Origin of the sequence: Halomonas profundus, assembly GCF_020865425.1 — a bacterium.
GTDB lineage: Bacteria > Pseudomonadota > Gammaproteobacteria > Pseudomonadales > Halomonadaceae > Vreelandella > Vreelandella titanicae.
The window spans coordinates 938,359-952,092 of the sequence record NZ_CP086344.1 but is presented as its reverse complement, the minus strand read 5'-3'; the positions used below and the strand labels follow the sequence as shown (position 1 = coordinate 952,092).

Here is a 13,734-nt window from a genome sequence, read left to right as displayed (position 1 = left end):
CTGCACTCACCTCGTATGCTACCCACAAAGGCCTTAGTGGAGACACCCAATGCTAATAAAGATTGCCAAACCGAGTGATTTACACGAATCCGATGTCACGCCGGAATCTATCTACCTCTCCCGGCGGCGCTTTATGGGCGGTGTGGCAGGCCTAGGTGCAGGGCTTGCCCTATCCGGTCACGCCGGTGCCAACGCCGACTACTCGGACGTGCCTGAAGGCGATGCGCCAGCCTGGTTAAAGGAGAAAATCAGCGAGACCCAATGGCGGGCCATTACCCCTAGCGATCCAGACAAAGATAAAATCGCCCCCTTTGATGACGCCAGTGGCTACAACAACTTTTTCGAGTTCGGCACTGACAAGGGCGACCCCGCCCGCCATGCGGGCAGCCTACAAACAGAGCCATGGAGTGTGGTAGTTGATGGCGAAGTCAATAACGGCGGGCGTTTTGCCCTGGAGGACTTCGCCAAGCCTTCGCAGTTTGAAGAGCGTATTTACCGCCTGCGCTGCGTCGAGGCGTGGTCGATGGTCATCCCCTGGCTGGGCATTCCGCTGGCGGAAATCATCAAGCGCGCCGACCCCACCAGCAAAGCCAAGTACGTACGCTTTGAAACCCTGGTAGACCCGGATCAGATGCGTGGCCAGCGCTCCTCGTTCTCAATCATCGACTGGCCCTACGTGGAAGGCTTGCGCCTGACGAAGCCATGCACCCGCTAACGCTGCTGGCCATGGGCATGTATGGCCGCGAACTGCCTAACCAAAATGGCGCGCCCCTACGGCTGGTAGTGCCCTGGAAGTACGGCTTCAAGAGTATCAAATCGATTGTGCGCATCTCGCTGGTAGAAGAGCAGCCGGTCAACTCCTGGCAGCAGATTGCCGCCGATGAGTACGGCTTTTATGCCAACGTTAACCCAGAGGTAGACCACCCCCGCTGGAGCCAAGCCACCGAGCGGCGTTTACCCAACAGTCTGTTCAACCCCAACACTATCGATACCTTGATGTTTAACGGCTACGCCGACGAAGTTGCCGAGATGTATGCGGGGTTAGATTTGAGGAAGAACTACTGATGGCAACGCAGCACAAATGGCTAGCCTGGCGCGTCGCGGTATTTCTGGCGGCGCTAGCACCGCTACTGTTTTGGAGCTGGCAGGTGGCGAATAACGCCGCGGGCCCCGAACCGGGGCGCTACCTGCTATTGAATATCGGCATTGGTGCGCTGTGGTTGCTGCTATTCACCCTTAGCCTTACCCCACTGACCAAGCTTACCCGCTGGAAAGGCTTTGCGCTGATCCGGCGCCAGTTAGGGCTTTGGTCGCTGGCTTACGCCACCCTACATATGCTCAGTTACGCGTTGTTTATTCTGGGGCTTAACTGGGCACTGCTTGGCAGCGAGATCATCAAACGCCCCTACATCATCGTCGGCATGATCGCGCTGATCGGCCTTGCTGTGCTGGGTGCCACGTCCAACCGCTGGGCAATGAAGCGCCTGGGCAAACGCTGGAAACCGCTGCACAAATTTTCCTACGCCATTTTAGGGCTGGTGCTGCTGCACTTCTTCTGGGTGGTGCGCGCGGATATGCAGGAGTGGGCAATGTATGCCGCTATGGCTGCGCTGATTATGGCCACCCGCCTGCCGCCTGTTGCCCGCTCCCTGCCTAAACTGCGTTATCGTTTTAGCCGTTAAAGCCTCAATAGATCCCCTTTCGTACCAAACGGGTTCATGTTCTGTTCAGTTAATGCGTTTATGCTGCGTGCAGTCAATCGGATAGCGTTTGGAGTAGTCATATGGCAGCAACGTATTTGGGCGCTGGTCGGCTGGTTTCAGCGCTGGCATTAATGTTGATTGGAACTGTCGCGGTTGCAGAGCAATCTGCGCAAGCTGAACAGCCGTTGCGAGTCGAACAACTGCAGCGCTGTCGCAATCTACTGACGCTGGATATACAAGAGTTCTGTCTTAGCGTCAGTGGGCTTGAGAACAACGACTTTCAGATAAAGCTGAACGGTACAGCACTTCAGCCAAAGGAGATCACCCGCGACAACGACCGGGTGCGTGTAAGCATCAGCAGCGCTGATGCGCAAAGCGGCCCACTGTGGTTTGAGCAGCGTGAGCAGTCCAGCAACCCGGTTTGGCTCAGCCTTAACGGCAGCCACGTAGTAGCCGCCACCGACCAAGAGGTGGCGAAGAACATGGATGGCATCACCACCTACGTGGATCTGATCAGCCTGATTATTGAAGAGAGCCACGACGGTGCCGAGGAAGCCCAGCGTTTGGCAGAGAAGTACGACGCCGAAGTCGTCGGTATGATCCCACCGCTCAATACCTATCAGTTGCGCTTGCCCGCCCGCAACCTGGAAGAGCGCGACGCGCTGGTACTTAGGCTAGGCAGCGAAGTGAGCGTGGATGCGGTGGTGGTCGAAGAGTCGGGGGCAGAAGAGAGCATTGAGAGCGAAACGGAAAAGCCGCCCGCTGCGGATAATCAGGAGTGGGCGTCGAATCGTTTTCTGGATGCCGTGAACTATTACCAGCGACGCTTATCACGTCAGGGGCACGGCGGGGATATCGAGACGCAGCCCATCCGTATTGGCGTCATCGAGCGGGAGGTGGACTTTGACGCCCCGGATTTTGCCGATTACCTGGGTGACTGCCGCACTGATTCCACTAGAACCTGCGTGTACGCCCGCGATGCGGCTAAGCCCGACGGGCATGGCACAACGGTCGCTGGCGTATTTTCCGCGGCCTGGAACGAAGGTGGCAACAGTGGTTTTTTACGCGGGCTGGACGATGTGGGCCCTGGCTTCGACGTGATTGTGGATCGCAACTCAGATGCAGGCATAACGGCGAATGTTGCTGCTTCAGTCAATCTGGTAGAGGACGGAGTACGCGTACTCAATTGGAGTTGGGGAATTCACCGCGTAGGGGCAATCGACGTTAACGGGAAGGAAATCGATTCACTGGTGCGTTCCGGCATCGCCATGAGCGGTTACGAAGAACTGCTCGAAGAGTTCTTCTTATGGCTGCGCCGCGAACACCCCGATGTAGTCGTCGTGAACTCTGCAGGCAACGCGTCGTCATTTTCGGGAAGTGACGATTATCGCCTGCCCTCTTCTTTTATTACCGACCAACTGTTTGTCGTGGGTGGGCATCAACGCAGCGATGAGGATGTGCAGGTTGAAGATCCCCGCTATGTGGTCAAACGGAATGCATCCAATATCGATATGCGGGTGGATATAACCGCTGCAGCCTGTGTGCGGGGTTCTTCCCTGGTAGAAGGTGAGCAAGGCGAAGCCCATTGCGGAACATCCTACGCGACCCCGCTGGTGGCCGGCCTATTAGCGGCAATGATGTCGATTGACCCCGAGCTTACCCCGGCACAGTTACGCATGCTACTTCGCCGCAGCGCCATGACGATCGGTGAAGAGTATGATTTCGAGCCAACAGACGCGGATGATCTGACCGCGCCGATATTGCCATCGGAACGCGCCAACGAGCTGAATCACCCGGATATCGGCCTTTCCGCCCGGTTGGATATGTACAAAGCGCTGGATTTGACAGTGCAGAGTTTGAGCCGAGATCGCTAGGTCAGATAAATCAGCCAAACAAAGCCCACTTCGCGAGGTGGGCTTGTCCGAATTAACTACGTTAAGCCAAATCCTTTAGCCAAGTACTTTAGCCAAGCACTTTGCGAAGATGGGCACGATAAGCCGCTTTATCGCGATCGACATCCGGCATCTTCATTACATCGTTGGCGATAAAGGTCGGCAGCGCTTCTAAGCCGATAAATTCCTGAGATTTGTGGAACGGGAAGTAGACACCATCCACACCGCGCCCTTCGAAGAAGTTGTCAGGCTCATCGAACGCTTCCAAAGGCGCGTTCCAGGTCAGCGATAGCATATAGCGACGGCCCTGTAGCAGGCCACCACTGCCGTACTGCTTGGTCGGGTCTTGGCGGCTGCGGCCATCGCTGGCGTAGAGCGAACCGTGGCCTTCTGTGAATACCTCATCGATGTAGCGCTTAACGATCCAGGGCGTTCCCATCCACCAACCCGGCATCTGATACACAATGGTGTCCGCCCATAGGTAGTTCTGCACTTCGGTCTCAAGATTGTAGCCTTGATCAACCACCGTCTCGCGCACCTCATACCCCATTTCCTGCAACGTACTCACTGCCACGCCGTGCAGGGTATTGTTGAGCTCACCGCCAGAGTGAGCAAACGCTTTACCGCCGTTAATCAACAGAACTTTCATCAAAACAACCTCTCACGATAGCTAGCACACCCATGCTCAAAAGCTTTTGCATGGCGCTTAATGAGCGGTATTGTGGATTCAATGCATGCGAAAAAATAGCGACATTCAATCAAGACACTTTTGACTTAAAATCAACAACCCTATTATTTACCATTAAGGCAACTGATAGCGTTATGAAAAGCACTCCATGAAAAGCACCCTTGAAGAGCAGCAGGCCTTTGTGACGGTCGTCGATAGCGGCTCCATCACCGGTGCCGCCGAACGGCTTGGTATTACCGTTTCAGGGGTTAGCCGTGCGCTCAATCGTCTGGAGCAAAAACTTGGCGCCACTCTGCTGCGCCGAACTACTCGTCGCTTGGAGCTGACCGAGGAGGGAGAGACGTTTCTTAGTCACTGCCGCCATATTTTAGCCGCCGTGGATGAAGCCGAAGAGGCAATGCTGGATCGCCACAACCAGCCTCAAGGCAGGCTACGAGTTAACGCCGCCCCTAGTTTTATGCAGTTCGTGATTGTGCCGGTGATTGGCGAGTTCCGCGCCCGCTACCCTGGTATTACGCTGGAGCTGGATACTCATGATCGCTTTGTCGACCTGTTGGAACAGCGGGTTGATTTGGCCATCCGCATTGGCAAGCTTGAAGATTCGTCGCTGCACGCCCGCCTCCTTGGCTACAGCCCGCTGCGCCTTCTGGCCAGCCCCGCCTACCTTAAACGCCAAGGCGCGCCGCAAAGCATCGACGACCTTCAAGATCACAGCTTGCTAGGCTTCAGCCAGCTCGATCATCTCAACCGCTGGCCACTGTTCCGCGCCGATGGTCAACCCCTGCACATCACCCCAACGCTGGCGGCTTCCAGCGGCAGTACACTAATCGAGTTAGCCGTTGCGGGAGAAGGCATCGCTTGCTTAGCCGACTTTATGACCATCACTCCCCGTCAAAACGGCACACTGGTGGATGTACTACCCGACTGCACAGAACTGCAGACCCAAGCTGTGAACGCCGTGTACTACCGCCAAACCACGCTTTCACAACGCACCCGGCTGTTTATGGAGTTTTTAGCTGAACAACTGCCAGGGAAGTATTTGATCGCTTAAAACACTCGGTCAGCCGCCCCGAGTGCCCAGAAGCTGTTTGAGAACACGCGACTCCAGCACAAAGGGAACGGACATATGATCTTCGCCCTCTACTTTGTGAAAACTGCTACGCAAACCATATGCCGACAGGTCTTCAAGCCGCTGATAAAGCTGACTAGCATCCTGCTGGTTCTGGAGTGAGTCGTTGTCGGCCACGACCAATGAAAGGCTGTGATGGATGGCATTAACCTCCCCTGCCTCCACCTGCTGACTGAAGTCCCTTTCATGTTTCAACAGGTAGCTATTGTTCCACCAGAGACTGGGGCTGGCCGCGACAATGTGGTTAAACAGCTCCGGCCGAGTAAATAAGGCATAAATCGCAAACATACCGCCGAAAGAGTGGCCATAAAGACTCTGGTGATTAGCATCTACAGGAAAGCGCTCGGCAATAGCAGGCATCAAGCTCTGCTCGATAAAATCCAACAGCTCATCCTGTCCGCCCTGAGGTGGCGTGTTGTGCTCCTCGGCCACCGGCGGTGATAAGTCGTAAGAGCGGCGCAAGAAGTTATGCGGCGCTTCGCCCGGATAAGCGATGCCCACAATAATGGCCTGGCGGAACGGCTCCTGTGCCCGTTTGGCCTCATGCAACGAAGCGAAATAAGCGTTGCCATCCAACACATAGATCACCGGGTAACCGCCGCTGTAGGGTACCTCGCCTTCCGGTTTGCTGATCAGGATACGATAGACGGCACCTTGCTGGTTTTGCATCGTCCATTCCAGCGTCTGATCAAGGGTCACTTGACGCTCAGCCGCCACGTCTGGCTCATCTGCGTATGCTGCCCCTGAACCGGCCATTAAAACCAACCCAGCAAACACTAAACTACTCACAAAAAGTTTCATGACTCGTTGCCCCCGCGACGCTGCCACTTCATCACCACTGGTAAGCGATGCTACCAATCAGACTGCGACCGGCACCGCGATAGCAATAGATGCCCTCACAGGAGATATGCTCTTCATCCGTTACGTTAGTGGCGTTGAGGCTGGCACGAACCCCCTGTAAAGAGCCCGCGAAATCATAGTGAGCCGCCATATCAAACAGGCTGTATGCAGCGTTTTTATTGCTGTTGGCATTATCAATGTACTCACTACCGATATAGCGCACCCCACCGGAAAGACGCAGCCGTTCCAACGCAGGAACGCGATAATCCAACCACAGGGACGCCAGGTGACGCGGGGTATTCGCCAGGTCACTGCCCTCGTTGCCATCATTATCTGCGGTGATTTCGCTGCGGTTGTAGTTGTAGCTTGCGGTCATGCGCAGGTCGTCGGTGACATTCCCAACGGCCTCAAGCTCCAGCCCACGGGTACGCACTTCTCCGGTTTGTACTTGAAATAGCGGGTTCTCGAGATCAGTGGTTTTACGATTGGCCTCATCGATCTGGTAGATCGCCGCAGTCAGCATCGCGTCACTGCCCGCTGGCTGATATTTCAGCCCCAGCTCAAACTGCTCACCTTCAGTAGGATCGAAGTCATTGCCGCTCACATCGGTACCGCTCTCAGGCAGGAACGATTGCGCATAGCTGAAGTACGGCGACAGCCCCGAATCAAATGCGTAGAGTGCGCCAAAGCGCCAAGTGTTTTTCTCATCCCGGCTTTCGCTGGCAGTACCGGTGAGGTGGTTGCGAGTCTCGTCACGCGCCCAGTCGCGGCGGATTCCTGCGGTCAAACGCCAGTTATCGAGCTTGACCTGATCCTGTAAATAAAGACCTCTACGGTGGGCTTTCCCACTGTCGTTTGTCCACACGTTACTCGGCTGGGCTACAGGCTGACTGTAATCCGGGTTGTCGATATCGATCGACGGCGCGCTGCCGCCCGCATAAATGACATCGTTCTCGAGATAGGCGTAATCGGCGCCTAGCATCACCTCATGTTCCACCCCGCCCTGATCAAAGGTTGCCATCAGCCTAGTATCAGTACTAAGAGACTCCATCTCTTCGTAAAGGCCGACGCTGCTGCGGCTCAGCGTTGTACCGGATAAGGTGCCTGCTGAGAGGTACTGGTTGGTGGTATCCACCTGGCCGTAGCGCACATTTTGCTGCAGTTGCAGCTGGTCACTCCAATGGTGGTTAAATTCATAACCTAGTGCCCACTGCTCTTGATCCAGCTTGTCAAAGTCTTCATCGCTGGACCAAAAATGAGTCAGGTTATCGCCGTCCTGATAAGGACGCGGTGAAGCAGAGGTCTGGCGTTCCTGATACTGGGTAATAAAGGTAATGTCGGTACGATCGCTAATCTGCCAATAAAGAGATGGCGCCAGCAGCGAGACGTCATTATCCACCTGTTCAATGTCCGTTTGCGCATCGCGCATAACGCCCACCAAGCGGTACTGCACATCGCTGCCCATATCACCACCCACATCGAACTGGCCTTGCAGATGGTCATGGCTGCCCACCTGCAGTTGCACTTCCTGTGGCGCATCAGCACTTGGACGTTTGCTAACCCGGTTCACCAGCCCACCCGGTGATAGCTGACCATAGCGCATCGAATCAGGGCCTTTGACTATCTCAATTCGTTCCAGATTATAGGGCACTGTGGAGTAGTAGGAGAGCCACCCGCTATTGGGTTGGCGCAAGCTATCAAGGAAATCGCCATGATATACCGTCGGATACCCCCTCACCGATATCAAGTCAAAGCGCGGATCCATCCCCGCTGCTTCAACCCGAACCCCAGCCGTATAAGCCACCGCCTGCTCTACTGACGACGGCTGCCGGTCACGAAGCTGCTCTTCGGTGACCACACTGATACTTTGCGCAAGCTCTATCAGCGGTGTGTCGGTTTTGCTGCCCGCTGAGGTGCTGTAAGCCAAATAACCGTCACTACTGATTCGGCTGCCTACCACTGCCACGGTATCCAATACCATGTTTTCTGCAGTACCTGCTTTTTCCATTACATAGTCCGCGGCCCCCCGCTTGACCACTCTCAAACCACTACCCTGAAGCAACTGGGCAAACCCCTCCTCCACGCTATAACGCCCATTCAATCCAGCGCTTTGCAGGTCATCAGTGAGGTCAGCGGGGAAAGACAACACAATGCCCGCATGGCTGGCGAACTTGCTCAATACACTGCCCAACGATCCTGGTTCGATGCTGTATGCCTGCTGGCTAGCAGCCTGTTGCGCCTGCACGTCCGCTGTTTGTGCTTGCGCTGCTTGTAGGGGCAACAGCGACATCGAACTCATCAGGGCACAGCCTAGTGCGATACCGCCAAGCGCGCACGAGGGTTTGCCATGATGGTATCGAAGGGATATGAGTGTCTGCTTGGGGTTAAAGGGTTTGGTCATCTTTATCTCGTTAATTCCAGAATCGGTTGCTTTATCTCTGGGTCGAACGAGATCGGAAAAGGGACAATAAATAATCCAACTTTTTATTCGCTAGATTTGAGAGTTACCCAATATTGGGTCAGTCGGTCGACGCTAACCGGCAGCGCATTGGCAATGGCTTGCAGCGCCCGGTCGGTATCATCAATAGGGAAAGCGCCTGATACCCTCAGCCCGGCAATGGCGGGATCACAACGCAGCACGCCTGTACGGTAACGACTCAACTCTGCTACCAAACGGCTCAACGGCCAGTCCACCGCTACCAGCAGACCGCGTGTCCAGCTATCCGCCTGGGCGGTGGCGGTGGCAACCTCTACAGAGCGTGAGCTCATCTGCGCCTGCTCTCCAGCAACAAGGCGCTGGGTCTTGCCACCAGCCAACTGCGGAATCAACTCGACCTCATCCTCCAGCACGGTGACTTGGGTAGACGTGCCCTGCTTGCGCACGGTAAACACGGTGCCCAACGGCACAACAGTGCCTTGCTCGGTATGCACCTGCAGCGCTTTAGCGGCGGCAACGCCTTTCGCCCCTTGGCCCGTGCGAATAAAGATTTCGCCTTCATAGAGGCGAATCAACCGCGTGGTCGAGGTTTCCACTACATCCAGCGCGGTGGCCGTGTTAAGTACCAATTGCGTACCGTCGGCCAGGGTATATTCACGGCGTTCTCCCCGTGCGGTGCGGTGGCTGGCCATCCAGCTTTCTACTGGCGCCTGTTGCCAGGCCAACGAGCCCAGCGCGCTTCCTGCTGCCAATAAAGCAAAGCCGCGCAGCACTGCTCGTCGGCTATGACTCTGACGTTGTTTGATCTGCAACGCATTGAGCGAAGGAGTACCAGGAATCACCTGCAATTGCTGACGCAGTTTTTCTACCTGTTGCCAAGCCTGAATGTGGGCCGGATCCTCCGCTAACCAAGCCGCATGTGCGTGTTTTTGCTGTGCAGTAACATCTTCCGAGCACAACAGTGCGTACCAGCGGGCCGCAGCTCTGAGGGTATCTTTGCGGGTTGCCTGGGTATCGCTCATAGTGGTTCTTCAAACATCAGCAGCAAGCAATGTTCAGTGGCTTTGGCCATGTACTTTTTCACCGAGCTGACGGATACCCCCAAACGTTCGGCGATCTCGGCATAACGCAGACCCTCCAAATGGCAGAGCAAAAACGCCTGGCTTACCTTGTTGCCTAACCCTTCCAACATTTCATCGATCTGAAACAGGTTTTCCAGAATCAAGGCCTGCTCTTCCGGCGAGACGACCACCGGCTCAGGTTGATGCTTTAAGGCTTCCAACCAGGCTTTTTCCAAGGCATCCCGACGCACAAAATCCACCCACACCCGGCGAGCAATGGTGGTCAGAAAGTTACGCGGTTCATGGAGTTTGCTAATTTGGTCGGCGTTACTCGGAGAGGTGAGAATGCGCAGAAAGGTATCCTGAGCCAGATCAGCCGCCTGCCAGCTACAGCCCGTTTTGCGCTGCAGCCAACGCTGTAACCAGCCATGATGTGCATTATACATCTCGGCCAATGGCGTATTCTCAGCTGAAACCGGCATCCCCCCTCCCAAACGATCAGCAAACGGAGGGATATTCTAGTAACAGCTGCCAGTTAATACAAATCATTATTATTTTCTTTAACCACACTATTGTCCCTCGATAGCTGCCGCTGAAAAGTGGACGTACAGCCCGCTCTTATTGAACTGCAGACCCAAGCTGTGAACGCCGTGTACTACCGCCAAACCACGCTTTCACAGCGCACCCGACTGTTTATGGAGTTTTTAGCAGAACAGTTACAGGGGCAACTGCATGGAAGCTTATCCAATCACTGATTACAGCTTGCGCGATTCACTCCCTCATTCTAATTTACTTATATGCAAGGCTATTCAACGTCGCTCCAGATGTCACTTACCACATCGCTACTGAGACAAGGTGCCGCCTATGCCTCCCGCCGCCGCCCACTCTTTATTGCAGTCGCCACTAAATCACTCACACGGGGCTTGCTGTTGCGGTTCACCGTTACTACAACGCTTTCATGAGCGTGTGATGGCAGATATTACCCGCCGCCAATTCATGGGAGGAGCCGCTGCAGTAATGGCACTTTTCTCTGGTCTGCGCGCACCCACCGCCATAAGTGCTCAACCTAAACGGGCTGATGGCCCACTATTATTGACCAATCTAAGGCTCTTCGACGGCAGCGGCGCGGCGTTACGCGACAACGTTTCAGTACGTATTGAAGAGCAGCGTATCCAGGCTATTTTGCCTGATGATGCCGCACCTGAAGGCGCAGAAATCATCGACTGTGGTGGTAGCGTATTAATGCCAGGCTTGATTGATGCCCATTGGCACACGACGCTGGCGGCTATTAGCCAAGTAGACGCCATGACCTCCGATCTAGGCTATATCCATCTAGTGGCGGCTCAGGAAGCAGAGAGAACGCTGATGCGTGGCGTTACTTCAGTGCGAGATGCGGGCGGGCCATCCTTTGCACTGAAGCGTGCTATTGATGAAGGAATTGTGGCTGGACCGCGAATACTTCCAGCAGGAGCCATGATCTCCCAAACCTCCGGCCATGGTGATTTTCGAATGCGCTACGAAATCCCACGGGCCAACAACGCACCGCTTAGTGAACAGGAACGCCAAGGCGTAGCCGTCATTGCCGATGGGGAAGCAGAAGTATTACGACGTACCCGTGAACAACTCATGCTAGGAGCTTCACAGATCAAATTGATGGCGGGTGGCGGCGTGGCGTCTACCTATGACCCATTGGATAGCACCCAATTCAGCGAGCGCGAGCTACGCGCAGCGGTGGATGCAGCAGAAGACTGGGGTACCTATGTCATGGTGCATGTTTATACCTCCCGAGGTATTCAGCGTGCATTAAGGGCAGGCGCTAAATCCATCGAACACGGGCAGCTCGCCGATGAAGAAACCGTAAGGATGATGGCAGGGGAAGGCGCATGGTGGAGCCTTCAGCCTTTCTTGCAAGATGAAGATGCAAATGTTTATCCCGATGCCGCTCGCCGCGAAGCACAACAACAAGTAGCCGAAGGCACTGTGCAGGCCTACGAGCTAGCCCAACGTTTTGATATCAAGACAGCCTGGGGCACTGATATTTTATTTACCCCGCAAAATACCCCCAACCAGCTGCGTCAATTAGTCAAGCTGACTCGCTTTTATGACCCACTTACCGTGTTGGCCATGGCGACTGGCCGCAATGGTGAGCTTCTTTCACTATCAGGATCACGCAACCCCTACCCTGGCACGCTCGGTAAAATAGAGCCGGGCGCGATGGCCGATCTACTTTTAGTAGACGGTGACCCTAGTAAGAATCTTGATTTCCTTCATGACCCTGAACGCAATCTGCGACTGATCATGAAGGGCGGACGCATCTATAAAGACAATGTATAAGGATTTCTGTGATAGCCAAATTACGCCCGTTTATCACTGCCTTCAGCATCTTAGCGATAGGCTTTGCAACGAATGCCAATGCCCAAGAGGATGCTTGGCGTTTCCAGCTTACCCCTTATGTCTGGATGACGGGTTTAGCTGGCGATGTGCGCCCTCTGGCGACTGCTCCTACCATTAGTACATCGCGCTCATTTAACAATGTACTTGATGATCTTGATGGTGCCTTTTTCATGGCTGGCAGCGCACGCCGCGACCGCCTAGTGCTGTTTGGTGACATTACCTGGGCATCGCTTAGCCACGAGAGCACGCTGCTTCCTGGCGTTGCTATAGAGGGCAAGCTGCGCCAACGCTCTTTAACTGCAGCAGCAGGTTATCAAGTGGTCAATACTTCGAGCCAATACTTAGATTTACTGGCGGGCGCTCGCGCTTGGCGGATCGAGGCGGAAGTGAATGTGCCCGCGCTGGGAGTTGGTGCAAGCGAGACCGAACGTTGGCTCGACCCGATTTTAGCCGCTCGACTGCGTTCCACCTGGAGCCCCCAGTGGTCAACATTAGTGCATGCCGATATTGGTGGCTTCGGAATTGGTTCTGATAGCACCTGGCAGGTAGTGGCTACCGCTAATTACCAAATCAGTAAGGCGCTCCACTTATCAGCAGGCTATCGCCATTTGGCAGTGGATAGAGACGAATCGGGTACACGCATCGATATATCGATGAGCGGTCCTTTGCTGGGTGCTACTTGGCGCTTTTGAGTAGGCCAATTCTTCCCTCTTAAACCTCAGAATCATCTCTCCTGCCATAGTCCACCCACACCCGGCGGGCAATGATGGTCAGAACGCTACGCGGCTCATGAAGTTTGCTAAAGGAAGGTGTCCTGGGCCAGATCAGCCGCCTGCTTTCACCTCCAGTCTTTGGATTTCAATACACAGCCAATTTTCTCATTATTTGTCTTTCACCGACGCCATGATCCTTCCGGCATATCAATGTCGCGTTGAGCCTCATCGAGCGCCTGACGCACCCCCTCCCGATCAAACGGTATACAGTAAGCTGGTTTGGCGCGCTCAAAACGCCAGCTTTCCGCCAGCGACCCAGCATCGACAACGTCGAAGCCGAACTGTCGCACCAACCTTGCGACGCTCTCCTTAGCCGCATCGTCATCTCCCGCTATCGGTAGGGCGCGCCGGTTTCCCGAAGGCAGCGTCTGCCCACCCTTCTCCAGATCGGAGGCCAGAATCGCGTTGAATGCCTTCACGAGACGGGAGCCTGTCAAATGCTGCGCCAGCAGTCCACTCGTCGTCGCCCTGCGCTCATCCAGTTCGGGGATCGATCCATCTCGATCTGGATAGTAGTTATTGGCGTCCAGCACTATCTTGTCACGCAGTGGCTCAACCGGAAGAGTGGCATATTGATGAAAAGGAATGGCGATCAGTATAATTTCGCCGAAGCCTATGGCTTCATGCAGGCTGCCAATCTGTGCTCCAATTTTCGGCGGAATGCTGCTGAGTGTCTGCGGCCCCCGCGAGTTACTGATCATGACGTCATGGCCTGCCGCAATCACCTGGCGTGCAAAGGCTTGTCCGATAAAGCCCGCACCAATAACCCCAATCCGCATGTCTTTCTCCCGACCGTTTTAAGATAAGCAGTACTTTA

The 13,734-nt window shown here is 54.9% G+C and carries 11 protein-coding genes and 1 pseudogene; 6 read left to right on the top strand and 6 right to left on the bottom strand.

Annotation, left to right across the window (positions count from 1 at the left end):
- Positions 1-49 precede the first annotated feature (49 nt).
- The 3 genes and pseudogenes from msrP (at position 50) to LMS44_RS04470 (ending at position 3,577) form a co-directional block, all read left to right on the top strand.
- Positions 50-1,065, top strand: a pseudogene (gene msrP, locus LMS44_RS04480) (protein-methionine-sulfoxide reductase catalytic subunit MsrP).
- Positions 1,065-1,682, top strand: coding sequence for a protein-methionine-sulfoxide reductase heme-binding subunit MsrQ (gene msrQ / locus LMS44_RS04475; RefSeq protein ID WP_022519619.1), 618 nt, complete (start codon positions 1,065-1,067; stop codon positions 1,680-1,682). The pseudogene msrP and the gene msrQ overlap by 1 nt, the downstream one beginning before the upstream one ends.
- Before the next feature lie 101 nt (positions 1,683-1,783).
- On the top strand, positions 1,784-3,577 hold the full coding sequence (locus LMS44_RS04470) for a S8/S53 family peptidase (RefSeq protein WP_498946943.1): 1,794 nt from the start codon (positions 1,784-1,786) through the stop codon (positions 3,575-3,577).
- A gap of 88 nt (positions 3,578-3,665) precedes the next feature.
- On the opposite strand, the gene LMS44_RS04465 is transcribed toward LMS44_RS04470, so the two are convergent.
- The gene (locus tag LMS44_RS04465) at positions 3,666-4,244 is read right to left on the bottom strand and encodes an NAD(P)H-dependent oxidoreductase (RefSeq protein ID WP_498946941.1); all 579 of its coding nucleotides are present in this window, start codon (positions 4,242-4,244) and stop codon (positions 3,666-3,668) included.
- A 187-nt stretch (positions 4,245-4,431) separates the two neighbouring features.
- Between LMS44_RS04465 and LMS44_RS04460 the strand changes: the two genes are divergently transcribed.
- Positions 4,432-5,334: a LysR family transcriptional regulator gene (locus LMS44_RS04460; protein WP_498946939.1), complete on the top strand. Its 903-nt coding sequence runs from the start codon at positions 4,432-4,434 to the stop codon at positions 5,332-5,334.
- A 9-nt stretch (positions 5,335-5,343) separates the two neighbouring features.
- On the opposite strand, the gene LMS44_RS04455 is transcribed toward LMS44_RS04460, so the two are convergent.
- The 4 genes from LMS44_RS04455 to LMS44_RS04440 form a co-directional block, all read right to left on the bottom strand.
- The gene (locus LMS44_RS04455; RefSeq protein ID WP_498946938.1) at positions 5,344-6,213 is read right to left on the bottom strand and encodes an alpha/beta hydrolase; all 870 of its coding nucleotides are present in this window, start codon (positions 6,211-6,213) and stop codon (positions 5,344-5,346) included.
- 31 nt (positions 6,214-6,244) lie between these two features.
- Positions 6,245-8,653: a TonB-dependent siderophore receptor gene (locus LMS44_RS04450; RefSeq protein ID WP_498946936.1), complete on the bottom strand. Its 2,409-nt coding sequence runs from the start codon at positions 8,651-8,653 to the stop codon at positions 6,245-6,247.
- A gap of 83 nt (positions 8,654-8,736) precedes the next feature.
- Positions 8,737-9,711 (bottom strand): FecR domain-containing protein, encoded by a 975-nt coding sequence (locus LMS44_RS04445; RefSeq protein WP_022519625.1) that lies wholly within the window; start codon positions 9,709-9,711, stop codon positions 8,737-8,739.
- Positions 9,708-10,232 carry a sigma-70 family RNA polymerase sigma factor gene (locus tag LMS44_RS04440; protein WP_498946933.1) on the bottom strand — a complete coding sequence of 175 codons (525 nt, stop codon included), beginning with the start codon at positions 10,230-10,232 and terminating at the stop codon, positions 9,708-9,710. The genes LMS44_RS04445 and LMS44_RS04440 overlap by 4 nt, the downstream gene beginning before the upstream one ends.
- 487 nt (positions 10,233-10,719) lie before the next feature.
- On the opposite strand from LMS44_RS04440, the gene LMS44_RS04435 reads away from it, so the two are divergent.
- Positions 10,720-12,084, top strand: coding sequence for a metal-dependent hydrolase family protein (locus LMS44_RS04435; RefSeq protein ID WP_223828013.1), 1,365 nt, complete (start codon positions 10,720-10,722; stop codon positions 12,082-12,084).
- 8 nt (positions 12,085-12,092) lie between these two features.
- Entirely contained in the window at positions 12,093-12,836 is a 744-nt protein-coding gene (locus LMS44_RS04430; RefSeq protein ID WP_159176208.1) for a hypothetical protein, read from the top strand.
- Positions 12,837-13,036: 200 nt separating this feature from the next.
- Here the strand turns inward: LMS44_RS04430 and LMS44_RS04425 are convergent, their stop codons facing one another.
- On the bottom strand, positions 13,037-13,696 hold the full coding sequence (locus LMS44_RS04425) for an NADPH-dependent F420 reductase (protein ID WP_022519630.1): 660 nt from the start codon (positions 13,694-13,696) through the stop codon (positions 13,037-13,039).
- Between the last annotated feature and the right edge of the window lie 38 nt (positions 13,697-13,734).